Consider the following 22,596-nt stretch of genomic DNA (forward strand, 5'->3'; position numbering starts at 1 on the left):
TTTCTCGTGGTTCCTGGGACGGGCTCAGGCGGTCGTGGTGATGCCGTCGAGCAGCGTCAGTTCGTCGTTGCTGAGCCGGAGGGCGCCCGCCGCGATGTTCTCCTCGAGGTGTGCGAGGTTACCGGTGCCGGAGATGGCGAGGACGTGGGCGCCCTGGTGGAGGGTCCAGGCCAGCCGGACCTGCGCCGGGGTCGCCCTGTGCGCCTGGGCGACCTCGGCGACCTCGCTCTCGCCCGTCTCGTCATGGCCGCCGTGCGGGGTGGCGCCGGGGACCGAGGTCGCGACGGCGAAGAACGGCACGAACGCGATGCCGTGTGCGGCGCACATTTCGACCAGGGCTTCGTCCTGCCGCTCGATCAGGCCGTACCGGTTCTGCACACAGACCACCGGCGCGATCGCCATCGCCTCTATCAGCTGCTCCGTCACGATATTTGAGATGCCGAGGTGGCGAATCAGGCCCGCCTCGCGCAGCTCGGCCAGGGCGCCGAAATGCTCGGCCACGGAGCCGGGCTCCTTGTCCAACCCGGTGCCCCAGCGCAGGTTGACGACGTCCAGGTGGTCGAGTCCGAGCTGGCGGATGTTCTCCTCGACCTGAGCGCGAAGCTGGTCCGGCCGCGCGTACTCGAACGCGCCGTCACGGGACCGGCCGGGCCCGACCTTCGTGGTGAGGACCAGCTCCTCGGGGTACGGCTGAAGCGCCGTGCTGATCAGCTCGTTGGCCGAACGGGTGGGCAGGAAGTAGAAGGCAGCGGTGTCGATGTGGTTGACCCCGAGCTCGATGGCGCGGCGCAGCACGGCGATCGCGTCGGCGCGGTCCCTGGGCCTCTCGTCCCACGGCATGCCGGTCAGGCGCATCGCGCCGAACCCGACCCTGTTGACCGTCCGGTCGCCGAGCCGCCAGGTGCCCGCGGCCTCGGCGGTCGGGGTGCTGTTCACGATGATGTCGTTGGAAGTCATGACTCCAGCGTGCTGGCGCGTCCGCCGCCTGTCCGGGAACGGCAACTTCTTGCCGATCTGCCCGCGGCGTGATTATTTGGGCAGAATCGATAGTGTGCTGATAAGTGACGGTCTCACGCGCGTGAGCGACGGGGTGTCGATCGTGCGTGGCGAGGAGGAGCTGTTCCGGCGGACGGGGCACCTGTTCGCGAATGCCACCGAACTCACGTGTGCGGCCAACGACCTGGCGACCTGGGTGGCCGGCCACAAGTCGGAAGCGCTCGCCAACGCGATGGCGGGACGCCTGCACCACGTGCGCATCCGCAAGATCTACCGGTCCGATCTGCTCCTCGACCTGCCGTCCGCGCGCGAGCTCGCGCGGCGCCGCGACCACTTCGGGGCGCAGATCCGCGTCACCACCGAGGAGATCAACGAGACGATCATCATCGACCGCCGGGTCGTGATCCTGGCCGGTGACCTCAGCGCTGGTCGGCGCGGCTACAGCGTGATCACTCAGCCGGAGACCATCCAGGGGGTGATGTCGCTGTTCGAGACGGTGTGGCGATCGGCGACCGACCTCGCGGTCCACGACGCGCAGGTCGCCGAGATCCGCCGGCTCGCGCCCGCGGTGCTGGACCTACTCAGCCAGGGGGTCAAGGATGAGGCCGCCGCCCGCAAGCTCGGCCTGGGCGCGCGGACCTATCGGCGCCGGGTCGCCGAGCTGATGGACGCGCTGGGCGCCGAATCACGCTTCCAGGCCGGCGTCCGGGCCCGCGAGCTCGGCCTGGTCTAGAGCGGACGCGATCCCGTGAAGTGACGCCGTCCTGGCCGACCCAACCGGCGTGCGCACGCACCACCATGGTGCTCTGGAACGCGCCCACCTGGTGCTGGAGGACTATCGAGCGGTGCGGGCCCGGCTTTCGATCCCCGTTGCCGGCTACGTAGGGACCGAGGAGACGGACAGAGCCCCCGCCACTTGACCTTCGACGCCTTACGGTGGTCAGTCGGTGCCGGAAGGCGGGGTGGCGGCGAGATGGTCGTGTAAGGCGGCGTGGCGGAACTGGTAGATGGGCCCGACCGCGCGTAGCAGCCCCAGCCGGTGTGCGTCGTCGAGGAACGGCATGATCCGCCAGGGGAGCAGCCCGGAGAGGCAGAGCCGTCCGGCGGCGATACGGCACGCCAGCCAGGCATGGTTGTCCCCGATCGTGAGCCCGCTCGCGAGCACGGTGGCGACCCCGGCGGCCAGCCCTGCCAGCGGGCCGAACATGATCGCCACGGCGAACCCGATCGCCGCACCCGACATACCTCCGACCCCGAAGGCACGCAGGAGTGTGAGCGTCCTGTCGGATCGCCAGCTCGAGGTGGGGGTGCTGATCGACGTGAGCGTGGGGGACTCGGCCCATCTCACCAGGCCGGCCCCGAGCATGACCGCGAGCCCGACCGCCGTCCCGGCCGCGACCACGGCTCCCGGTGTGGCCCGGGACCCGACCGGGGTCATGGTCATGAGGAAGACCCCGAAACCGGCCGATAGCCCGCTGCCGAGACCGTATATGATCCGCCGACCGACGACGCGGAGCAGGGAGACGATGCGGCCGCGCAGGCGGAGGTTCGCGTGACTCGGGGTGTCGTCGGGCCATTTGGCGCTCTGGCTCCAGGCGTACAGCCCGAGCCCGAGTCCCGCCGGGAGCCCGAACGAGATCCCGACCTCGGGTGAGACCGTCATCGTGATCGTGATCGCGGTCGTCAGCCCGACCCCGAGCCCCACCACGAGCCCGACCACACCCTGGATGACCCGCTGCAGGCCGGGTAGGGTCGTGGCGATGCGCCACCAGGGGAGATCCCGGGTCATTGCGGGCGGGAACGCGCCGGCCAGAAAGCTCAGATAGCGGCGGGTGGTGTCGGGATCCCAGCGGCGACGGGGCCGGAAGTGGTCCACAGGGCCGGCGCCGGGCGGACGAGCGGCGATGAGGGCGGGGATGACCTCGTTCAGCAAGTGGCTGCGCAGCGCGGCGGCGTCCCCGCCCAGGGGGCCGGACAGTGGGCTGGGATCGGCTCCGGGGTCAAGGTAGACGGTGCGGATCAGCCACAGCCCCAGCGGCGTGGCGGCCTCGGCTGCCAGGCCGGGGGCAGCGCCATCGCTCAGGGCGTCCAGCACCTTCGCCCACGCGGGCGGCGGAGGGTCGGACAGGCAGTCGCGCAGGTAGCCGACCGCCTGGAGCGGGGTGAGCGCGGTGGGTACGATGACGGCGGCGCGGAACACCGGCCGGCCGGTCCGCTCGACGGTCTCCTCGAACTCGTCGCGGCGGCTGGTGAGGATGAGCTGCCCGCGCTTGCCCAGCGACGCGTTGACGGCGGTCAGAACACGGACGCGCTGTTTCGTGTCGATCTCGTCGAGGCCGTCCAGGACGGGCAGGATGTGCCCCTCGCGCGCGAGCTCGCCGGCAGCGTCTGGGCCCAGCTCGGGGGCCTTCAGCGCGGGATAGTCCCGTTCGAGGCGGTCGGTCAACCAGTCCTGCAGGCGGGGGTGGGTCTCGGTGTTCCAGCCGCTGACTGGCAGCAGCACCGGCACGGGCACCACCGCGTCGTCACCGGCGGCGTCCAGGTCGGCGGTGCGGATGGCCAGCAGGTGCAGCAGCATCTGGACGGCCAGGGTGGTCTTGCCCATGCCCGGCCCGCCGGTGATGACCAGCCGGGGGCGCTTGAGCGTACGGAACTGACAGATCAGCGCCGCGATCTCGTCGCTGCTCCCGTCGAGGACGAAGCCTTCGGGCGCGATCAGGTGGCGCGGGCTCATCAGCGCCTTGTCCGAAGTGAGCCGCCAGCGCACCGGCATCGGGTGGTCGTCGTCCACCAGGCGATGGCGGGCTTCGTCGCGCCATTGCCGTTCGACGAGGTCGGCGAGCACCTGGGCGGCGGACTTCGCACCGGCGACCACCGGCGTGTCGGACGTCGCCGCCGGTCGTCTCGCCAAGACCCCTCCGCCCACGAGCCCGGCGGCGGCCAGGACTGCCGCGAGCCAGTCCAGCGGGTGGGCTCGCTCCGTCCAGTTCACCGCCAGCAGGGCGGCGGCCACCAACGACGCCGCCATCAACGCGATGGCCAGGGCCGCCAGCCAGAGGCGAGCGCGGAAGCGAGGTCTGGTCACCTTCCCCATGCTGGCACGCGCTTCCCGCCTGAGACCGATGGTCGCGCAAACCGGACGGCGTCTTGCGCCAAGGCTCGCTCGGCTCCACGGCCCACCTGGCGGCTCCTCCTCATCCTTGGCCAAGTGGTATCGCGTCCGCGTTTCGAGGCGGAACGCGGACACCTCGAGGTGAACATTTCCTCGAACTCGTCACCAGATGCCAGAGTCATCCGGTGGCCTCAGGAACGTGAACGACTGGGAACCTCGACGAACGCCTCGCCATCGAGGATGTCTCGTGCGTCGGCCAGGGTGGTGGGGCGCATGACTTGCAGACCTTGGACCGCGATGATCTCCCGATCCGCAAGAAGCCCCACGCTCTCGGCATGCGCTGTGAGCCGGGGCTTTAACTCCCGCTGACCAAGTCGGACCTGATCCGCTACGAAGCCTGGTGGACGATACTGGGATTGAACCAGTGACCTCTTCCGTGTCAGGGAAGCGCTCTCCCGCTGAGCTAATCGTCCTTGGAGGTGGCGACGGGATTTGAACCCGTGTGGACGGCTTTGCAGGCCGCTGCCTCGCCTCTCGGCCACGCCACCCGGGCCAGATCGCTTCGAGCGGAAGACGGGATTCGAACCCGCGACCCTCACCTTGGCAAGGTGATGCTCTACCACTGAGCCACTTCCGCGTTGTTGCCCCACAACTCTAGCGCCTTTCCCGACCGGATGCTCCCGATGGAGAGCTTCCGCCTATTTGCGGAGCTGGCGGGCCACACTCCGTTCGGTGGCGGGGAGGCTCAGGAAGATCTCCAGGATCCGGGCCAGGCGGTGGACCTCGATGCGGTGGAAGGCGGGGCCGTCCGAGCGGGCCAGGATCAGGCCGAGGGCCAGCGGGGGCAGCGGGGCGTGGATGATGTGCAGCCCGTCGTCGAGGGTCATGGCCGTCGGGCGCTGCGGGAGGCCCTCCGGGATGGCCGGCTCGTGCGGGGTGCGCCAGCTCGCGTACAGGACGCGCCGCTCGGTGGTGGTGGCGGCCCAGTCGGCGCTGAAGAGCACGGGGAGGGAGTCGATGAGGGTGGTCAGGGCCCTGTCGCCTGCCGTGGTGATGTATTTGAGGATCTCCAGCTCGGGGTAGGTGCCGGGGGCTTCGCGAGTGACCCAGATGCCTTCGACCGCGACGTCCTCGACGCTCTGCAGGCTCTTGAGCAGGTCCTGCCGGGTGGTGCTCTCCGGGCAGAAGACCGTGATGTCGTCGACGGCCATGCCCGCGCCCCGGTCGAGCACGGTCACCTGCGTGATGTCGGCCCCGGCCATGCCCAGGACCTTGGTGACCTGTGCCAGCGAGCCCGGCCTGTCGGGCAGCGCCACACGCACTCGAAGAAGCATCCATCCCCTCCCTGCAGAGGTCGCTCACAGCCTATCGCCGAGTACCGTTGCGGCCTGACCTGCGCTACAACTGACGGAGTGAAGATAGGGCCGATGGGGGTTTGGCCGCCAGTGGTGCTCGCGCCGATGGCGGGGATCACGAACGCGCCGTTCCGGGTGCTGTGCCGCGAGCAGGGCGCCGGGTTGTTCGTGTGCGAGATGATCACGACCCGCGGGCTGGTCGAGCGCAACCCCAAGACGCTGCGGATGATCAGGTTCGCGGAGTCGGAGTCGCCGCGCAGCATCCAGCTCTACGGCGTGGATCCCGACGTCGTGGGGCGGGCGGTCAAAATGATCGCCGAGGAGGACCTGGCCGACCACGTCGATCTCAATTTCGGGTGCCCGGTGCCCAAGGTGACCAGGCGCGGGGGCGGCTCCGCGCTGCCGTACAAGCGGAATCTGCTGCGGCGGATCCTGCGGCAGGCGGTGGCCAACGCGGGGTCGCTGCCCGTCACCATCAAGATGCGCAAGGGGATCGACGACGATCACCTGACCTACCTGGACGCCGGGCGGATCGCGGCCGAGGAGGGGATCGCGGCCGTGGCGCTGCACGCCCGTACGGCCAGGCAGCATTACGGCGGCGTGGCCGACTGGGATTCCGTGGCCAGGCTGAAGGAGGCCGTTCCGGAGATTCCGGTGCTGGGCAACGGCGACATCTGGTGTGCCGACGACGCCCTGCGCATGGTGCGGCAGACCGGCTGCGACGGCGTGGTGGTCGGCCGGGGGTGCCTCGGGCGGCCGTGGCTGTTCCGGGACCTGGAAAACGCGTTCAACGGCAGCCCCGAGCGGGCCCGGCCGACGCTCGGCGAGGTGGCCGAGGCGATGGCCCGGCACGCCGCGGGGCTGACCGAGTGCTTCGACATCGAGCGTTATGCCGTGGCCGACTTCCGCAAGCACGTCGGGTGGTATCTGAAGGGGTTCACGGTCGGGAGCGAGCTGCGGCGGGAGCTGGCCACGGCCGAGTCGCTCGACGGTTTACGAGAAGGGCTGGCCAAGCTGGACCACGAGCAGCCCTGGCCGCCCAACACGGACACGCCCCGGGGCAAGTCGGGGGAGCGGTCCAAGGTGCACCTCCCGGACGGGTGGCTGGACGACGCGTGGGACTGCGTGGTGCCCGAGGACGCCGAGTCCGACGTGTCCGGCGGCTGAGGCGTCTCCTGGCCGGTGCGGGCCGTCAGCGCGGGCCGTCAGTGCGGGCCGTCAGTGCGGGCCGTCAGTGCGGGCCTGAGACCTCCGTGCCGCACGGGCCGCCGCCCGTGGCGGGCTCCAGCCGGACGGGCTCGCCCGACATGGTGAGCGTCGGATAGTACTCGGAGATGCGCTCGGCCGAGCGGCCCACGTAATGGCAGATGAAGCTGCGCCGGAAGCGGTCCTCCGTGCTGTTCGGCTCCGAGCCGTGCACCAGGCTGCCGTTGAAGAACAGCACGTCGCCGGGGTCCATGTCCACGGGCACCCGGTCGAGGCCGGGCGGCGGCGGTACGTACTCCCTGGTGAAGGAGATGTCCTGGTCGGCCTCCTCCGGGCAGAACAGGTCCATCAGGTGCGTGCCAGGCACGACCTCGAGGCCGCCGTTGGCCCGGTCCACCCGGTCGAGCGCCACCCACGCGGCGACGCACGTGCCCGGCTCCACCCGGAGGTAGAAGTTGTCCTGGTGCAGGGCCTGCCCCCTGGCACCCGGCGGTTTGAAGTAGAACATGCTCTGGGCTGCTATCGGCTCCTCACCGAGGATGTCCAGGAGGATCGCGCCGATGCGGGCGTCGAGCAGATATCGCAGGGCGACGTCGTTCACCTGGTGCGGGTGCATGATCCGGGGATAGTCGCGCAGGGCGTCGTACGGCCGGTCCGGCTCCTGCGGCCGCGGCGCGAAGTGGCCCGGGATCGGCCCCCGGGCGTGCAGCGCCATGAACTCCTCGCGCAGCTCCGCCACCTCTGCCGGGGCGAGGAGACCGGGCACCAGCAGAAACCCCTGATCGTGGAAGTCTTTGAGCCTCATGTCATCCACGCTAGGCACGCGGATCGGGGAAGAGTATGCCTGTGACCGCTGAGGACCTGTCTGTTCCTGCTGCCGAGCTGACGATCGTGGGCCACTACGACAAGGCCCCGGGCTACGTCACCCGGCGCCCGGGCGGCTCGCCGAGCTGGCTGCTGCTGTGGACGGAGGCGGGCGCCGGATCCGTGGCGCAGGGCGAGGCGTCCTTCGAGGTGGGGGCGGGGGATCTGGTGGTGCTGGGGTCGGGGGTGGCGCAGCACTACCGGGCGCTGCCGGGGGCGCGGCGGTGGCGCTTCTGGTGGGTGCACTTCCAGCCGCGCCCCGCCTGGGTGACCTGGCTGGGGCCGCATGCCCGATCCCACGGTTTCCATCTGGTCGCGGGCGTGCCCGCGGCCGTGCACGAGCGCATCGACCTGGCCTTCCAGCGGGCCCTCCAGGACGCCCACTGGATCCCGGGCGCCGCCGCGCCCGCGCTGACCGGTGTGGCGCCGGGGGCGGCAGGCCCGGCGCCGGGCGGGGGAAGGGGGGCGATCGCGGGGGCGAGGGGGCAGGCCGGGGCGCGGGTGCCGGCCGTGGTCGTGGACGGGCCCGCGCGGGAGCTGGTGCTGGGCGCCGTGGAGGAGGTGCTGGTGCTGGCCACCGCCTCCGCGCGGCCCGAGGGGCGCTCCGAGGAGGGCGACGAGCGGATCCGGCGGGTGCTCGCGATCATCGCCGCCGAGCCCGGCGCCGCGCACTCGGTCGCCTCACTCGCCCGCGCGGTCGCGCTCTCGCCGTCCCGCTTCGCCCACCTGTTCGCCGCGGAGACCGGCCGGCCGCCCATGCAGGCCGTACGCCAGGCGCGCGTACGCCACGCCGCCGGCCTCCTGGAGGTGACCGACCTGGACATCGGCCAGGTGGCGGCGGCCTCCGGATTCGTCAGCCCGTTCCACTTCAGCCGCGCCTTCAGACGGGAGTACGGCCTGCCGCCCCGCGACTACCGGGCCCGGCTCCGCCCCTGAGCGCCCGGACGGTGGTCGGCGGGGAGGTGCACGCGGGCGCGCCGCAGAGGGTGATGGCCGACGGCGGCGGCTGCGCGCGTACCCGGATCACCAGGGACGAGATGAAGATCGGCTTCCGCTCGCTGTCCCGCGTCACGGAGCCCCACGCTCCCGCCCGCACTTCCGGCTCCTTCGTCATCGAGCCCGGCCACCCCACCCTCGACCCCGCCTGACAGGACCTCCACGGGCCGGAATGGCCTCCCGGTCAGATCTCGACGGGGCCGCCGGTGCGCCAGTAGACGTTGTCCTCCCTGGACAGCAGGACCTCGTCGACCAGGTAGCGGCGCAGCGCCGCGTAGTCGTCGTGGAAGGCCCTCAGCGCCACGTTCACGTCCTTCTCCGCGTAACGGACCCCGGGCTCGAAGACCGTCACGATGTAGCGCAGCACCACCAGCCGCTTGTCACGCTTCATCGGCATGCTCGCCAGCCGCCCGTCCACCAGGAACGTGCGCAGCACCCGCTCCTCGGCGCTCACCTCCGCGGCCGGCTCGGCCCGCGCTCGCAGCAACTCGCGGAAACGCTCGGGCCTGGCCCGCCACTTGCCGTCCTCGTCACGGGCCGCCAGGCCGCCGCTCGCCAGCCGGTGCAGCACCTTGGGGGAGAACCCGTCCGTTTCGCCCAGCACCAGGCGGGCCAGCGTACGCAAGGTGTCCTCCTGGGAGAGCAGGCCGAGGACACGCCGGATCTCATCGTCGTCGCTCACCCCCACCATTTTGTCCCATGATCGCCGTACTGGTACGCGTGGTCACGGCCGGCACCCGCACCAGGAAATGTCTCGATCTTGGGACATGGTCATGACAGGAACCCGACGCGTTCCGTTCGAAACTGAAAGACGACAGGCGTGTGCCGGAACGCTCTTGCCAGTCCGTTCCGGCACACGACTTGTCGTCGCGGTCAGAGCCGGTTGAGCCCGATCACGTGCAGCACCGCGCGGCCCTCCTCGTCGGACGCGGCCAGGTCCACCTGGGCGTCGATGCCCCAGTCGCCGTCACCGGCCGGATCCCTGACCGTCTGCCGCACCTTCCACAGCCCGCTCTCCTGCTCGATCCGCAGCAGCGCGGGCCCGCGCGCGTCGGCGTCGGTGAAGATCTCCTCGTGGTCGGCGTAGTAGGCGTCCAGCGCCGCGCCCCAGTCGACGTCCGGGGCGAGCTCCTCCAGCTCGTCCTCCTTCTCGATGGCGCACAGCTCGACCAGCCGGAACATCGCGTTGCGCACCAGCACCCGGAAGGCCCGCGGGTTGGCGGTGACCGGGCGCACCTTGGCCTCCAGTTGCTGCTGCTCCTCCAGCGCCGCGGCCGGGTTGGTCAGCTTTTCCCACTCGTCGATCAGTGAGGAGTCCACCTGCCGGACCAGCTCGCCGAGCCACTCGATCAGATCGACCAGGTCCTCGGTCTTGAGGTGCTCCGGCACCGTACGCGACAACGTGCGGTAGGCGTCGGCCAGGTAACGCAGCACCGTGCCCTCGGAGCGGGCCAGCTCGTAGAACTGGATGTACTCGCTGAACGTCATGGCCCGCTCGAACATGTCGCGCACCACCGACTTCGGGCTGACCGTGTAGTCGCCCACCCACGGATGCCCGCGCCGGTAGGTCTCGTAGGCCCCGAGCAGCAGGTCCTGCAGCGGCATCGGGTACATCACCTCGGCGAGCTGCTCCATCCGCTCCTCGTATTCGAGGCCGTCGGCCTTCATCTGCGCGACGGCCTCGCCCCTGGCCTTCTTGAGCTGGGCCGAGAGGATCTGGCGGGGGTCGTCGAGGATGGACTCCACGATCGAGACCACGTCGAGGGCGTAGGACGGCGACTCCCGGTCGAGCAGGTCGAAGGCGGCCAGGGCGAAGGTGGACAGCGCCTGGTTGAGCGCGAAGTCCTCCTGCAGGTCGATCGTCAGCCGGGCCCGCCGGCCCTGCTCGTCGGGCTCGGCGAACTGCTCCACGATGCCCCCGGCCAGCAGGGACCGGTAGATCGCGATGGCCTGGCTGATGTGCCGCCGCTGCCACTTGCGGTCCTCGTGGTTGTCGGTCAGCAGGTGCTTCATCGCCTGGAAGCAGTCGCCGGGCCGGTTGATCACCGCGAGCAGCATGGCGTTGCTGACCTTGAAGCGCGAGTTGAGCGGCTCGGGCTCGGCCTCCTGCAGCTTCTGGAACGTGTCCTCGCTCCAGCCCACGAACCCCTCCGGCGGCTTCTTGCGCGCGTAGCCGCGCCGCCGCTTGGGGTCGTCGCCGATCTTGGCCAGCGCCTTGGCGTTCTCGATGTCGTGCTCGGGGGCCTGGCAGGAGACGTAGCCGATGGTGTCGAAGCCCGCCCGCCCGGCCCGGCCGGCGATCTGGTGGAACTCGCGGGCGCGCAGCCGCCGCACCTTGCTGCCGTCGTACTTGGACAGGGCCGTGAACAGCACCGTCCTGATCGGCACGTTGACGCCGACACCGAGCGTGTCGGTGCCGCAGATGACCTTCAGCAGGCCCGCCTGGGCCAGCCGCTCCACCAGCCGCCGGTATTTCGGCAGCATCCCGGCGTGGTGCACGCCGATGCCGTGCCGGACGAGCCGGGAGAGCGCCCGGCCGAACCTGGTGGTGAAGCGGAACCCGCCGATCATGGTGGCGATGGCCTCCTTCTCGGCCTTCGTCGCCATGTTGATGGACATGAGGGCCTGGGCCCGCTCCATCGCGGCGGCCTGCGTGAAGTGCACCACGTAGACCGGCGCCTGCCCGGTGCTGAGCATCTCCTCCAGCGTCTCGTGCAGCGGGGTCATCCGGTAGGAGTAGACCAGCGGCACGGGCCGCTCGGCGTGCTTGACCACGGACGTCGGCCGGCCGGTGCGCCTGGTCAGGTCGGCCTCGAACATCGACACGTCGCCGAGCGTGGCCGACATCAGGACGAACTGCACGTTGGGCAGCTCCAGCAGCGGCACCTGCCAGGCCCAGCCCCGGTCGGGCTCGGCGTAGAAGTGGAACTCGTCCATCACCACCTGGCCGATGTCGGCGGCCGCGCCGTCGCGCAGCGCCACGTTCGCCAGGATCTCGGCCGTGCAGCAGATGATCGGCGCGCCCGGGTTGACGCTGGCGTCGCCGGTCATCATGCCGACGTTCTCGGTGCCGAAGACGGCGCACAGGTCGAAGAACTTCTCCGACACCAGCGCCTTGATCGGCGCGGTGTAGAACGTGCGCACGTCCCTGGTCAGCGCGGCGAAGTGGGCGCCGGCGGCCACCAGCGACTTGCCCGAGCCGGTCGGTGTGGCAAGGATCAGGTTGCTGCCGGAGACCACCTCGATGAGGGCCTCCTCCTGTGCCGGATAGAGGGTGAGCCCCCGCTCGGCGTTCCACGCGACGAACGCGTCGAAGATGGCGTCGGGATCAGCGTCGATCTCTTCGGGCAAACGGTCAACGAGTAGGCTCACGACATCTATCCTGCCGAAGTTTGCCGCGTGGTCGAACCGGATGCGGCCGTCTCCGGTCAACCCGGCAGGTCCCGTTGCAGCAGCAGGGTGTCGATCCAGCGCCCGTGCTTGAACCCGACGCCCCTCAGCCGGCCCGCCTCCTCGAACCCGTAGCCCCGGTGCAGACGGGCCGAGGCCGGGTCGCCCGAGTCGGCGATCACCGCGATCAGCCGCCGGGCCGGGGTCTCGGCCGCCTTCGCGATCAGCTCGCCGAGCAGCAGCCGCCCGAGCCCGCGCCCGGTGAACGCGGGGGACAGGTAGATGGAGTCCTCCAGGGTGTGCCGGTATGCGGGCTTGGGGCGGTACTGGGAGACGTAGGCGTACCCGGCGACCTCGCCGTCCACCTCGGCCACCAGGAACGGCAGCCCAGCCCGGAGGATGCCGTCCGCCTTCGCCCGCCACGTGTCGAGGCCGGGCGGCGTCTCGTCGAACGTGGCCAGGCTCGTGACGACATAGTGGGCGTAGATCGCGGCGACGGCGGGCAGATCGGTTTCGGACAGGGCACGCATCTTCGTCATACCGTCGTATTCTCCGCAGCGGCAGATGACAGCCGAGTTTCCGACTCCTCACACCCGGGCCCGCGGTCCCGTGATGAGCAGGCCGCCGAGCAGCGCGAGGAGCGCCAGGAACGGCCCGGCGCCGGGCGCGAACCCGCCCACGGTCAGCGTCAGCACCCCGCCGCCGGCCAGCGCCGCCGCGCCGAGGATCGAACCCCACCCGAGCTCCCCGTACGGCAGCGCGGGCGGCGTCTCGAACCTGGCGAACACCTTCACCAGCAGCCACAGCACCAGGCAGAGCAGCCCGAACCAGCCCGGCCACCCGGCCAGCCAGAACGCGCTGCCCGGCGCCGGAGTGTCGATCCCCAGCAGCACCACCACCACGCCGGACACCGCGATCAGGGCCGGCATGTGCCACAGGTACACCGTCATGATCCGCGGCCCCGCCCACGCCAGCAGCCGGCCCGTACGCAGCCGCACCAACCACGGCCGCAGCAGCACGGCCAGGCCGACCTGTCCCACGCCCACGGCCAGCATGGCGAGGGTGGGCGGGGCCATGTTCGAGACCGCGGCGCCCGGCAGCCCGATCATGCTGCCCGGGTAGGGACCGAAGGCCACCAGCAGCGCCGCCGTGCCGAATCCGCCCAGCGCCGACAGCCAGGGACGCCTCAGCCGGCCCTGGACGTAGAAGAAGCCGAGCTGGTGCACGGCCAGCCAGACGAACACGACGTTGACGTAGCCGGCGGCCTCGAATCCGGTCGAGAAGCGGGCCACGTCCGTCAGCACCGCCCCGGCCGCCAGAGCCACGGGGACCAGCACGCCGTACCGCTCGTGCAGGCGCAGCGCGTACGGGGTGGCCGTGACGGCGATCAGGTAGACGGCGAGGAACCACAGGAGCTGGCCCGTCAGGCGGGACCCGACCGTGAGCGGCTGTTCGGGCACGCCCAGTTCGAGCAGCAACTGGGGAAGCGGGATCCACACCGCGGCCAGCGGCAGCAGCGGCCAGGCCAGCCGCCGCAGCCGGGTCGCCAGCCAGCGCTGCGGCGGGCCGGCCCAGCGGCCGAAGCTGATCGCGTTCGCCGCGCCGCCCGCGAAGAACACCAGCGGCATCACCTGGCTGATCCACGTCACGACCCACACACCGGGCGTGGACAGCGCGTTCCCGGTGGTCAGCCGGTCGCCGTCGTAGGAGATGACCGGGATCGTCCAATGCTGGAACACGATGAGCGCCATGCCGAAGACGCGCAGCAGGTCGATGAACGGGTCCCGGGCCGCCGGGACCCGTTCATCGGCCGGTCGGCGTGGCTCCGCGGCCGGGGCGGTGGGGTGGTCCAGCAGGACGGTCATGGGGAAGCCTCCATTCACTGGGAGTGGACGGCTCCCAGGCTCCCGTTCGGCGGGTTCGCGCGCATTGCCGCGAGCCGCCGTCTTGGGGGCGAGATCACACCACCTGCCTTGGTAGGGCTGACCCCACCCCCGGACACCTGCGCACCATCTCGTCAGGCGCGGGGCGAGGCCCTAGCGTGATGGTCATGCGCACCCTGATAAGGCGTGTCCTCCTCGACACCCGCTATACGCTGGTCAGCTTTCCCACCGCGGTCATCGGCTTTGTGCTCATGATCGCGGGCTTCGCCGCCGGCCTGGGCACCGTGGTCGTGTGGGTGGGGGTGCCGCTGCTGGCCGGCACGCTGATGGTCGCGCGGGGTTTCGCGGACGCCGAGCGGGGCTGGCTGTCCGACGTGCTGCGGCGCCCGCCGGTGCGCCCCCGCTACAAGCCCGCCCCGCCGGGCGCGGGCAGGTTCCGCCGGCTGGTCAACCCGATGACGAGCGGACAGTCCTGGCTCGACCTGCTGCACGGCATCCTGATTCTCCCGTTCGCGATCCTGTCGTTCGTGGTCACCGTCGTGTTCTGGCTCGTCCCGCTCGCCGCGCTGACCTGGCCGATCTACGGTGTGATCACCTCGCGGCTGGAGGGCAACCAGGAGCTGCCCGAGCTGCTCGGCCTAGGCGACGGCTATGTGGTCAACGCCGTCTTCTACGTCTCCCTCGGCCTGGTGCTCACGGTGCTCATGCCGTTCATGATTCGCGGGGCCGCGCTGCTGCGGGCCGGGCTCGGCCGGGCGCTGCTGACCGGCGTGGCCGAGCTGCAGGAGCGCATCGACGACCTGGCCCAGGGCCGGGCCGCGGCCGTGTCCGCCGAGGCCAACGCGCTGCGCAAGCTGGAGCGCGACATCCACGACGGCCCGCAGCAGCGGCTGGTCTCGCTGGCCATGGAGCTGTCCAGGGCGCAGCGGCAGCTCGCCAGGGACCCCGAGGCGGCGCAGGCCACCCTCAAGTCCGCGATCACGGCCACCCGCGAGACGCTCGACGAGCTGCGCGCGCTGTCGCGCGGCATCGCCCCGCCGATCCTGTCCGACCGCGGCCTCGCGCCCGCGCTCGCCGCGCTCGCCGGGCGCTGCACCGTCCCGGTGGACCTCGACGTGCAGACGGTCGAGCGCTACCAGGCGGCCATCGAGAACGCGATCTATTTCGTCTGCGCCGAGACCCTCACCAACGTGGCCAAGCACAGCCGCGCCACCGTGTGCACGATCCAGCTCGTACGGGTGGGCGACATTCTCATGCTCACCATCGGGGATGATGGGGTCGGCGGCGCACATGTCGCCAAGGGACATGGCCTCGCCGGGCTGTCCGACCGGCTCCGTGCCGTGGACGGGGAGCTGACCGTGCAGTCGCCGGACGGCGGGCCGACGATGATCGTGGCGGAGGTGCCGTGCGGGTAGTCGTGGCCGATGACGCGGTCCTGATCAGGGAGGGCCTGGTCAGGCTGCTGGAGGAGTTCGGCTGCGAGGTGGTCGCGACGGTCGGTGACGGCGACGGCCTCGTGCGGGCGATAGCCGAGCAGAAGCCCGACGTGTCGGTGGTCGACGTGCGCATGCCGCCGTCGTTCACCGACGAGGGCCTCAGGGCGGCCGTGGAGGCGCGCCGCCGGGTGCCGGGAGCGCCCGTGCTCATCCTGTCGCAGTATGTCGAGGTCTCCTACGCCGACGACCTGCTCGCCGACGCCCGCGGCGCGGTGGGCTACCTGCTCAAGGACCGGGTCGTCGACGTGGAGGAGTTCCTGGAGGGCCTGCGGCGGGTGGCCGCGGGCGGCACCGTGTTCGATCCACAGGTGGTGTCCCAGTTGATGGTGCGCAGGCGTAAGGACGATCCGCTGGCTCAGTTGACCCCGCGCGAGCGCGAGGTCCTCGGGCTGATGGCCGAGGGGAAGTCCAATCCGGCGATCGGCCGGCAACTCGTGATCAGTGACGGGGCCGTGGAGAAGCACATCAGGAGCATCTTCAGCAAGCTCGGCCTCTACGCGGATGACAGCGACCAGCATCGCCGGGTGCTCGCCGTGCTGACCTACCTGCGTTCCTGACCCCGTTCCACTTCGTCCGCTCTTCTTCTGCCCGCCTCCCGGCCCGGCCCGCCGGTGAGCGGGGGCGGCTCCGCTCTCCGGTCCCTCCTCGGCCTGCCGAGGGGTGGCTGGCCGGTCCGCGCGGGGTGCGCGCGGACCTGGCCGCTCGGGTCTAGCCGAGCGCGTCGACCAGCTTCTTGCGCTGCTGGGCGCCCAGGCCGCCGAGACGGCGCTTCTCGTCGACGCCCGCCTCCTCCATCAGCGCGGTGGCCTTGGCCGGACCCACGCCCTTGACGGCGCGGAGCGCCTGGGAGACCTTGATCTTCTTCGCGATGTCGTCGTCGCGCTCCAGCAGCTGAGCGAACGTCAGCTCGCCGGCCTTGACCTTGCCCAGCAGGGCCGTGCGGGCGGCACGGGCCTCGGCGGCCTTGGCCAGAGCGGCTTGACGCTGCTCGGGGGTGAGAGTGGGAAGTGCCATCTCAGTTCTCTCCTCGGGGAGTTAACGTTCGGGTTCTGTACCCGTGGTGCAGTGGCTAATCATGGCGGATACCAGCCATTCGTGTTGCGGAAAGCGCCCGCTCAACGTGTACGCCACACCGACGCGGCCGCTTCGGCGCACCTCACGTCCTGCGTGATCGTGCCTCCGCTGACGCCCACGCCGCCGACCACGCGTTCGCCCTCACCGTAGTCCGCCCAGAGCGGGACACCGCCGCCGACGCAGAGAAACCGGCCTCCGGGCAGCCCGGACAGTTCCCCTCCAGGAGCGGTCAGCTCGGCCAGGTCCTCGGTGGTCCTGCGCAGGGCCACCGAGGTGTACGCCTTGCGCGGCGCGAGCACCGGCCCGGCGATCTCCGCACCCTCCATACGCTGGAAAGACACCAGATGCCCGCCCTCGTCCACGACCGCGACGGAGATCGTCGCGCCTTCGCGAACCGCCTGCTTGAGGGCCGCCTCCGTCATGCGGAGCGCGAGCTCGAGATTCACGGGTTCTTCCCTCGGGTCAAGATTCTTTCGCCCCTTGGACTCTTCCATGCGTACAGCGCCCCGGTGGGAGGCTGCAAGATCGCTTGTGTCGCCGGGGAAGGGTGTGAGTTATATAGGGTTTTGTCCCCTCAACGTGGAATGCGTCACATTTTGCTCTTCGGGCGTGTCGGGAGCCTGGTCAGGGTGGGTTTAGCGCCACCGGTCGAGGCCCTCCGGGGTCAGGAACTCATCGAAGACGGACTCCATGGCGCCGAGGAGCGAGCCGCGCCAGCCGAGGGCCGAACCGGCGATCTCGGGCGGGTGGTCGCGGCGGATCGCCATGAGGCCGGGCTCACAGGCGGCCAGCAGGTGGTCGCCCGCCCGCTCGTACAGCTCCACGCCGTGGCCCGACAGCGTCACGACCTCCGGGTCGAGGGCGTTCACCAGGGCGGCGATGCCGCGCCCCAGCGCCTCGGCGTTGGCCGCGACCGCCTCCTCGCTGGTGGCCAGCACGTGCTCGGCCTGCTCGCGGCCCCGGCCGCCGCCGTAGGCGAGGCCGACCCGGCGCAGCAACGCGTTCGCGCCGACGTCCATGCTCCAGCAGCCCGTGGCCCCGCATGGGCAGGGCCTGTCGCCGCCGGTGAGCGGCATGTGCCCGAACTCCGCCCCGGAGCCCCCGGCGCCGTCCAGCGGCCTGCCGCCCACCACCAGAACGCCGCCCAGGTCGAAGTCCACATGCAGGTGCAGCCCCACCCGAACCCCCCGCAACCGCCCCCGCCGCGCCTCCGCGAGCGCCGCGAACGCGGTGTCGTTCCCCACGATCGGCCCACCCGGCGTGCGCGTCCCACCGGCTTGCGCGCCGGACTCGGCACGGCCCGGGGTGGGGGCGCCGGGCGGGGTGCGGCTCGGCCCCGGGGCGGGGGGTGAGGGCTGTAGGGCGAGGAGAGCGGGGACGTCCACCGAGCGCCAGCCGAGGTGGGCGATGTCCACGAGGCCGCCGTGCCGTACCGGGCCCGCCAGGGCGACGCCGACGCCGGCGACGCGGGGGCCGAGGCGGGCCCCGTGCGCCCTGATGGCCTCGCCCAGGGGGCCGAGCGCGCCTTCCGGGGTCCCGTCGTGCGGGCGCACATCGAGCACCGTGACACGGCCGCCCAGCTCGCAGGCCGCCAGTTCCCAGGCGTCCTCCCGGACGTCCACGGCCAGCGCCAGCGGGCCGCGCGGGTGCGGGCCGGGGATCTGGGTGGGGCGGCCCCGCGCGGACCCGGAGGCGGGCTCCTCGTGCAGCAGCCCGTCCTCGGCCAGCCCCGCGACGAGCACCGACGCCGTGCCCCGGGCCAGACGCAGGTCGCGGGTCAGTTGTGACCTGGTGCGGGTGGCCCCGCAGTCGTGCACGGCCCGCAGCAGGCGGACCCGGTTGTGCGCGCGAAGCTCGCCGCTGGTTGTGGCTCCATTCACGAACCCCAGTTTATGCTCTAGCCGTGAACAAAAGCCTCAGAGACGCCAGACGGGCTCGTGTTGGAGTTTTCGGATTCTTCTTCCTCGCCGGATTCGTGATGGGGTTGTGGGCGGCCGGGCTGCCCTCGCTGAACGACCGGCTCGACCTCGGGCCCGCCCGGCTGGGCAGCGTGCTGCTGCTGATCTCCGGCGGGGCGCTGGTGTCGATGACGGCCGCGGGACCGCTGGTGGACCGGTTCTCCAGCCGGCGGATGTGCTGGATCGCCGGGCCCGTGTCCGGGCTGGTGCTGCTCGGGCCCGCGCTCGCGCCCTCGTACGGGGCTCTGGCGGTCCTGGCGGTGGTGTTCGGGATGGGGCTGGGGGTGACCGAGATCGCCATGAACGCCCACTCCGTCGAGGTCGAGCGCCGCTACGGGCGGCCGATCATCTCGGCCTTCCACGGGACGTGGAGCCTGGGCGGAGCGGCCGGTGGCGGGCTCACCTCCCTGATCCTGCGGGCGGGGATCGATCCCCAGGTGCTGCTGATCGTGGCGGCGGTGGTGGTGCCGTTCCTGTACGTTCCGGCGGCGCGGCTGCTGCTTCCTGACCGGCCCGGGCACGACCAGGCCGCGGAGGCGGGCGGCGCGAACGGGAGCCCGCTGGGATGGGGGCTGATCGCGTTGCTCGGCGTGGCCGCGTTCGCCGGGCACCTGAGCGAGGGGGCGGCCATCGACTGGGCCTCGTTGCACGCGCGGTGGGTGCTGGCGACCGATCCGGCGGTGGCGCCGCTGGCGTACACGATCTTCTCGGTGGCGATGACGACCGTGCGGCTGCTCGGGGACCCGATCAGGGCCCGGCTCGGGTCGGTGCGCACGATCCGGCTCGCCGGGCTGTTCGCCACCGCCGGGTACGCGCTGGTCCTGCTCTCGCCTGTGGCCGGGGAGCCGCTGCGGGTGGCATGCGCGTGGACGGGGTGGGCGCTGGCGGGCATCGGGCTGGCCACGGTGGTGCCGGTCCTGTTCAGCGCGGTCGGGGCGGCCGGCGGGCGGGTGGGACGCGCGCTGGCCATGGTGACGGCCTTCGGCTACAGCGGGCTGCTGCTCGGTCCCGCCGTGCTGGGGTACGTGGCCGAGTCGTCCTCGCTGCCGGTGGCCCTGTTCATCCCGGCGGCGCTGGCCGCCGTGGTGGCACTCGCCGGCTCCCCGGCCATCGGTGCCCTCCTCCGCCGCTCGGCCGCGCCCGCCACCAGCGGGCCGGCGGTGTCGCAGGCCCTCACCGGCGGCGACCCCGCCCGGGAACCGGCACGCGACTGACCCCCGTCCCGGAACCGGCACGCGACCGGCCCCCGTCCCGGAACCGGCACGCGGCCAGCCGTCCCCCGTCTTCGTTCCGGTCCCGGACCGGCGTGTGATCGGCCTTCTGCGGCCCCTCCTGTCCCAGGCGTTCGCGCCTCGATGGGGAGGGGCGTTACGGGATCGTGACTTGACCTGGAAGTTACGGGCGAGTTTCATGTGGCGCACGCGGTAAACGTTTACAGATTTCTTGCCGGTAAACGTTTCCACCACTGGAAGGACTGCCTTGGGCGACGGACCCACGATCAACACGATCGCCGAGCGTGCCGGCGTCTCCATCGCCTCCGTCTCGCGGGTGCTGAACGGCCTGCCGACCAGGCAGGAGACCGTGCGCAAGGTGATGGCCGCCGCCGACGAGCTCGGCTACGTGCGCAACGCCGTGGCCAGGTCGCTCAAGTCGCGCCGTACCAACCAGGTGGCCTTCGCCATGGCCGACGTCGGCAACCCCGCCTACCTGGCGATGCTGCGCCAGATCCAGCCCGTGCTGAAGGCCGCCGGATACCGGCTCGTGCTGCACTCCACCGACGCCGTCGTGGCCGACGAGATCGACGTCCTGCACAGCCTCGGCGAGCGATACGTGGACGGGCTGATCATGAGCCCGCTGCGGGTCACCGGCGCCCACCTGGAGATGCTGGCCGCCGCCCGCGCCCCGGTCGTGATCATCGGCTCGGTGCCCGAGGGCACGCGGGTGGACAACGTACGGGCCGACTCGCGCACCGGCGTCCGGCTGGCCGTCGATCACCTCTACTCGCTCGGCCGCCGCAGGATCGCCCTGATCAACGGCCCGCTCGACACGGTGCCCGGCGCCGCGCGCGGGGCGGCGTACCGGGAGGCGCTGGAGGACCTCGGCCTGCCCTGCGACGAGAGCCTGGTGCGGATCGGCGACTTCTACCGCCCGGAAGGCGGCCGGGCGGTGGCCGACCTGCTCGCACGCGTACCCGACGTGGACGCGCTGATGTGCGCCAACGACCTGATCGCGCTCGGCGCGCTCGACGTGCTGCGGGCGGCCGGGCGGCGGGTGCCCGACGACGTGGCGGTGGTCGGCATGGACGACACCGACCTGGCCGCGGCCTCCTGGCCGTCGCTGTCCAGCGTCTCGCTCGGGTCCGCCGAGCGCGGCACGGTCGCCGCCGAGTTGCTGCTGGAACGGCTGAAGGGCGGCGAGCACGAGCCGCGCCGCGTCACCGTGCCGCCCCACCTGGTGGTACGCGCCTCCACGGCGGGCGCCGGACACGACGGGAGCCAGGGGGCCGGGGGAGCCGGGAAGAAAGGGGCCGGGTCGTGACGGCGACCGTGACCAAGGCGGCGCCGCCGCGGCCGCCCCGGACCAGGGGCCGCGGGATCTCGCGGCAGACCCGCGAGATGTGGCTGCTCATGCTGCCCGCCCTGGTCCCGGTGCTGCTGTTCAGCGTCGGACCGCTCCTGTACGGCATCGGCCTGGCCTTCACCGACGCCCGCAACACCCGCGTGCACGAGACGAGCTTCGTCGGCCTGGAGAACTTCACCCGGTTGCTGGGCGACGAGGAGTTCTGGGCGTCGTTCAAGATCGGCGCGATCTGGTCCGTCTCGGTGACCGTGCTGCAGTTCCTGGCCGCGCTCGGCCTCGCGCTGCTGCTCAACGAGCGCCTGCGGTTCCGGGGCGTGGCCCGGGTGCTGGCGGTGGTGCCGTGGGCGATGCCGCCGGTGGTCATCGGGCTCATGTGGAAGCTCGTCTACCACCCGGACGCCGGCATCCTGAACGACCTGCTCGGCACGGACGTCAACTGGCTGGCCGACTTCTCCCTCGCGCTGCCCGCGATCATCGTGGTCGGCGTCTGGACCGGCATGCCGCAGACCACGGTGGTGTTGCTGGCGGGCCTGCAGGGCGTGCCCAAGGAGCTCTACGAGGCCGGCCAGATGGACGGCGCGGGAAGCTGGCGGCGGTTCTGGAACATCACGTTGCCGCAGCTCCGGCCGGTGATCGTGGCCATCACCTCGCTCGACTTCGTGTGGAACATCAACCAGTTCGGCCTGGTCTACGTGCTCACCCAGGGCGGCCCCGGCGGGCGGACTCGGCTGCCGATGCTGTTCGCCTACGAGGAGGCGTTCCGCTACCGGTTCGCCGGTTATGCCTCGATGCTCGGCCTCGCCATGGCGATCGTCGTGCTCGCCGTGCTCGGGCTCTACCTGTGGCGCCAGATGAGGGAGACCCGATGAGACGCGTCCCGCAGTACGCCGCGCTGGCCGCGTACGTCGTCTTCCTGGCCTTCCCGCTGGTGTGGCTGCTGTCCACGGCGCTGAAGACGCCGCGGGAGATGGCGCTGGCGGATCCGACGTGGATCCCGCGCGAGCCGACGTGGGCCAACTTCGCCGCCGCGTTCGGCGAGCAGGACCTGGTCGGAGCGGGGGCGCGGAGCCTGGTGGTGGCGCTGGCGAGCAGCGTGATCACGGTGCTGGTCTCGCTGCCCGCCTCCTACGCCATGGCCCGCTACCGCGGCCTGCTCAACCGGGTGGCGATCGGGTGGGTGCTGGTCAGCCAGGTGTTCCCGTTCATCCTGATCATCATCCCGCTGTTCATGATCCTGCGCGATCTCGACCTGGTGAACACGCTGCCGGGGCTGGTGGCGGTGCACGTGACGTTCACGCTGCCGTTCGCGCTGTGGATGCTGCAGGGGTACGTACGCGCGGTCCCCCGCGAGCTGGAGGAGGCCGCGGCGGTGGACGGGGCGAGCCGGCTGCGGTCGATCGCCAGCGTGGTCGCCCCGCTGCTGGCGCCGGGAGTGGTGGCCACGCTGCTGTTCTCGTTCATCTCGTCCTGGAACGAGTTCATGTTCGCGCTCGTGATCCTTCAGGACCCCGACGTCATGACGCTCCCGCTGACGCTGGTGAGGTTCACCGGCCCCGAGGGGGTGGCCAGGCTCGGCCCGCTGGCCGCGGCGTCGCTCATGGCGACGATCCCGAGCCTGATCTTCTTCGCAATCATCCAGCGGCGACTGAAGTCCGGCCTGATGGCCGGCGCCGTCAAGGGCTAGGA

At 71.3% G+C, this 22,596-nt stretch carries 21 protein-coding genes and 3 tRNA genes; 10 read left to right on the top strand and 14 right to left on the bottom strand.

Features of this window, described 5'->3' with window-relative positions:
- Positions 1-24: 24 nt before the first annotated feature.
- Entirely contained in the window at positions 25-957 is a 933-nt protein-coding gene (locus tag ABGB18_RS14820) for an oxidoreductase (protein ID WP_347696054.1), read from the bottom strand.
- A gap of 94 nt (positions 958-1,051) precedes the next feature.
- Here ABGB18_RS14820 and ABGB18_RS14825 point away from each other — a divergent pair, with 94 nt between their 5' ends.
- Positions 1,052-1,729 carry a DNA-binding response regulator gene (locus ABGB18_RS14825; RefSeq protein WP_347696055.1) on the top strand — a complete coding sequence of 226 codons (678 nt, stop codon included), beginning with the start codon at positions 1,052-1,054 and terminating at the stop codon, positions 1,727-1,729.
- A 207-nt stretch (positions 1,730-1,936) separates the two neighbouring features.
- On the opposite strand, the gene ABGB18_RS14830 is transcribed toward ABGB18_RS14825, so the two are convergent.
- The 5 genes from ABGB18_RS14830 to ABGB18_RS14850 form a co-directional block, all read right to left on the bottom strand.
- Positions 1,937-4,081 carry an NACHT domain-containing protein gene (locus tag ABGB18_RS14830; RefSeq protein ID WP_347696056.1) on the bottom strand — a complete coding sequence of 715 codons (2,145 nt, stop codon included), beginning with the start codon at positions 4,079-4,081 and terminating at the stop codon, positions 1,937-1,939.
- A 425-nt stretch (positions 4,082-4,506) separates the two neighbouring features.
- Positions 4,507-4,581 (bottom strand) — tRNA-Val (locus tag ABGB18_RS14835).
- Between the two features lies 1 nt (position 4,582).
- Positions 4,583-4,656, bottom strand: a tRNA-Cys gene (locus ABGB18_RS14840).
- A gap of 17 nt (positions 4,657-4,673) precedes the next feature.
- Positions 4,674-4,745 (bottom strand) — tRNA-Gly (locus ABGB18_RS14845).
- A gap of 61 nt (positions 4,746-4,806) precedes the next feature.
- The gene (locus ABGB18_RS14850) at positions 4,807-5,442 is read right to left on the bottom strand and encodes an ACT domain-containing protein (RefSeq protein WP_347696057.1); all 636 of its coding nucleotides are present in this window, start codon (positions 5,440-5,442) and stop codon (positions 4,807-4,809) included.
- A gap of 93 nt (positions 5,443-5,535) precedes the next feature.
- Between ABGB18_RS14850 and dusB the strand changes: the two genes are divergently transcribed.
- Entirely contained in the window at positions 5,536-6,630 is a 1,095-nt protein-coding gene (dusB, locus tag ABGB18_RS14855) for a tRNA dihydrouridine synthase DusB (RefSeq protein WP_347696058.1), read from the top strand.
- Positions 6,631-6,694: 64 nt separating this feature from the next.
- On the opposite strand, the gene ABGB18_RS14860 is transcribed toward dusB, so the two are convergent.
- Entirely contained in the window at positions 6,695-7,474 is a 780-nt protein-coding gene (locus ABGB18_RS14860) for a phytanoyl-CoA dioxygenase family protein (protein WP_347696059.1), read from the bottom strand.
- 41 nt (positions 7,475-7,515) lie between these two features.
- Between ABGB18_RS14860 and ABGB18_RS14865 the strand changes: the two genes are divergently transcribed.
- Positions 7,516-8,469: a helix-turn-helix domain-containing protein gene (locus ABGB18_RS14865; RefSeq protein WP_347696060.1), complete on the top strand. Its 954-nt coding sequence runs from the start codon at positions 7,516-7,518 to the stop codon at positions 8,467-8,469.
- An 11-nt stretch (positions 8,470-8,480) separates the two neighbouring features.
- Entirely contained in the window at positions 8,481-8,681 is a 201-nt protein-coding gene (locus tag ABGB18_RS14870; protein WP_347696061.1) for a hypothetical protein, read from the top strand.
- Between the two features lie 32 nt (positions 8,682-8,713).
- On the opposite strand, the gene ABGB18_RS14875 is transcribed toward ABGB18_RS14870, so the two are convergent.
- From ABGB18_RS14875 to ABGB18_RS14890, 4 genes are all read right to left on the bottom strand, one after another.
- On the bottom strand, positions 8,714-9,211 hold the full coding sequence (locus tag ABGB18_RS14875) for a DUF2087 domain-containing protein (RefSeq protein ID WP_347696062.1): 498 nt from the start codon (positions 9,209-9,211) through the stop codon (positions 8,714-8,716).
- Between the two features lie 191 nt (positions 9,212-9,402).
- Positions 9,403-11,910 (bottom strand): DUF3516 domain-containing protein, encoded by a 2,508-nt coding sequence (locus ABGB18_RS14880; RefSeq protein WP_347696238.1) that lies wholly within the window; start codon positions 11,908-11,910, stop codon positions 9,403-9,405.
- Between the two features lie 47 nt (positions 11,911-11,957).
- A complete protein-coding gene (locus ABGB18_RS14885; RefSeq protein ID WP_347696063.1) occupies positions 11,958-12,458 on the bottom strand; it encodes an N-acetyltransferase family protein in 501 nt (166 codons plus the stop codon).
- Between the two features lie 48 nt (positions 12,459-12,506).
- Positions 12,507-13,784, bottom strand: coding sequence for an acyltransferase (locus tag ABGB18_RS14890; protein ID WP_347696064.1), 1,278 nt, complete (start codon positions 13,782-13,784; stop codon positions 12,507-12,509).
- 185 nt (positions 13,785-13,969) lie between these two features.
- Here ABGB18_RS14890 and ABGB18_RS14895 point away from each other — a divergent pair, with 185 nt between their 5' ends.
- Together ABGB18_RS14895 and ABGB18_RS14900 are read left to right on the top strand one after the other, a co-directional pair.
- Positions 13,970-15,217: a sensor domain-containing protein gene (locus tag ABGB18_RS14895; RefSeq protein WP_347696065.1), complete on the top strand. Its 1,248-nt coding sequence runs from the start codon at positions 13,970-13,972 to the stop codon at positions 15,215-15,217.
- Entirely contained in the window at positions 15,208-15,855 is a 648-nt protein-coding gene (locus tag ABGB18_RS14900) for a response regulator transcription factor (protein ID WP_347696066.1), read from the top strand. The genes ABGB18_RS14895 and ABGB18_RS14900 overlap by 10 nt, the downstream gene beginning before the upstream one ends.
- A 151-nt stretch (positions 15,856-16,006) precedes the next feature.
- On the opposite strand, the gene mihF is transcribed toward ABGB18_RS14900, so the two are convergent.
- From mihF to ABGB18_RS14915, 3 genes are all read right to left on the bottom strand, one after another.
- Positions 16,007-16,312 (bottom strand): integration host factor, actinobacterial type, encoded by a 306-nt coding sequence (gene mihF, locus ABGB18_RS14905; protein ID WP_138697789.1) that lies wholly within the window; start codon positions 16,310-16,312, stop codon positions 16,007-16,009.
- A gap of 101 nt (positions 16,313-16,413) precedes the next feature.
- Complete coding sequence (locus ABGB18_RS14910; protein WP_347696067.1) at positions 16,414-16,818, bottom strand: heme-binding protein; 405 nt, start codon at positions 16,816-16,818, stop codon at positions 16,414-16,416.
- 189 nt (positions 16,819-17,007) lie between these two features.
- The gene (locus ABGB18_RS14915) at positions 17,008-18,252 is read right to left on the bottom strand and encodes an ROK family protein (RefSeq protein ID WP_347696068.1); all 1,245 of its coding nucleotides are present in this window, start codon (positions 18,250-18,252) and stop codon (positions 17,008-17,010) included.
- Between the two features lie 23 nt (positions 18,253-18,275).
- Here ABGB18_RS14915 and ABGB18_RS14920 point away from each other — a divergent pair, with 23 nt between their 5' ends.
- The 4 genes from ABGB18_RS14920 (at position 18,276) to ABGB18_RS14935 (ending at position 22,594) form a co-directional block, all read left to right on the top strand.
- Positions 18,276-19,544 (top strand): MFS transporter, encoded by a 1,269-nt coding sequence (locus tag ABGB18_RS14920; RefSeq protein ID WP_347696069.1) that lies wholly within the window; start codon positions 18,276-18,278, stop codon positions 19,542-19,544.
- A gap of 265 nt (positions 19,545-19,809) precedes the next feature.
- Positions 19,810-20,868 carry a LacI family DNA-binding transcriptional regulator gene (locus ABGB18_RS14925; RefSeq protein ID WP_347696070.1) on the top strand — a complete coding sequence of 353 codons (1,059 nt, stop codon included), beginning with the start codon at positions 19,810-19,812 and terminating at the stop codon, positions 20,866-20,868.
- A complete protein-coding gene (locus ABGB18_RS14930; RefSeq protein ID WP_347696071.1) occupies positions 20,865-21,779 on the top strand; it encodes a sugar ABC transporter permease in 915 nt (304 codons plus the stop codon). The genes ABGB18_RS14925 and ABGB18_RS14930 overlap by 4 nt, the downstream gene beginning before the upstream one ends.
- Positions 21,776-22,594, top strand: a complete 819-nt coding sequence (locus tag ABGB18_RS14935; protein WP_347696072.1) for a carbohydrate ABC transporter permease — start codon at positions 21,776-21,778, stop codon at positions 22,592-22,594. Before ABGB18_RS14930 ends, ABGB18_RS14935 begins: the two co-directional genes overlap by 4 nt.
- Positions 22,595-22,596 lie beyond the last annotated feature (2 nt).

It is taken from the genome of Nonomuraea sp. B12E4 (assembly GCF_039871825.1).
Classification (GTDB): Bacteria; Actinomycetota; Actinomycetes; order Streptosporangiales; family Streptosporangiaceae; genus Nonomuraea.

Coding starts and splice junctions, on each gene's coding strand:
- ABGB18_RS14850 (WP_347696057.1), bottom strand. CDS start 5,442: ATGCTTCTTCGAGTGCGTGTGGCGCTGCCCGACAGGCCGGGCTCGCTG.
- ABGB18_RS14890 (WP_347696064.1), bottom strand. CDS start 13,784: ATGACCGTCCTGCTGGACCACCCCACCGCCCCGGCCGCGGAGCCACGC.
- mihF (WP_138697789.1), bottom strand. CDS start 16,312: ATGGCACTTCCCACTCTCACCCCCGAGCAGCGTCAAGCCGCTCTGGCC.
- dusB (WP_347696058.1), top strand. CDS start 5,536: ATGGGGGTTTGGCCGCCAGTGGTGCTCGCGCCGATGGCGGGGATCACG.
- ABGB18_RS14935 (WP_347696072.1), top strand. CDS start 21,776: ATGAGACGCGTCCCGCAGTACGCCGCGCTGGCCGCGTACGTCGTCTTC.
- ABGB18_RS14860 (WP_347696059.1), bottom strand. CDS start 7,474: ATGAGGCTCAAAGACTTCCACGATCAGGGGTTTCTGCTGGTGCCCGGT.
- ABGB18_RS14895 (WP_347696065.1), top strand. CDS start 13,970: ATGCGCACCCTGATAAGGCGTGTCCTCCTCGACACCCGCTATACGCTG.
- ABGB18_RS14820 (WP_347696054.1), bottom strand. CDS start 957: ATGACTTCCAACGACATCATCGTGAACAGCACCCCGACCGCCGAGGCC.
- ABGB18_RS14885 (WP_347696063.1), bottom strand. CDS start 12,458: ATGACGAAGATGCGTGCCCTGTCCGAAACCGATCTGCCCGCCGTCGCC.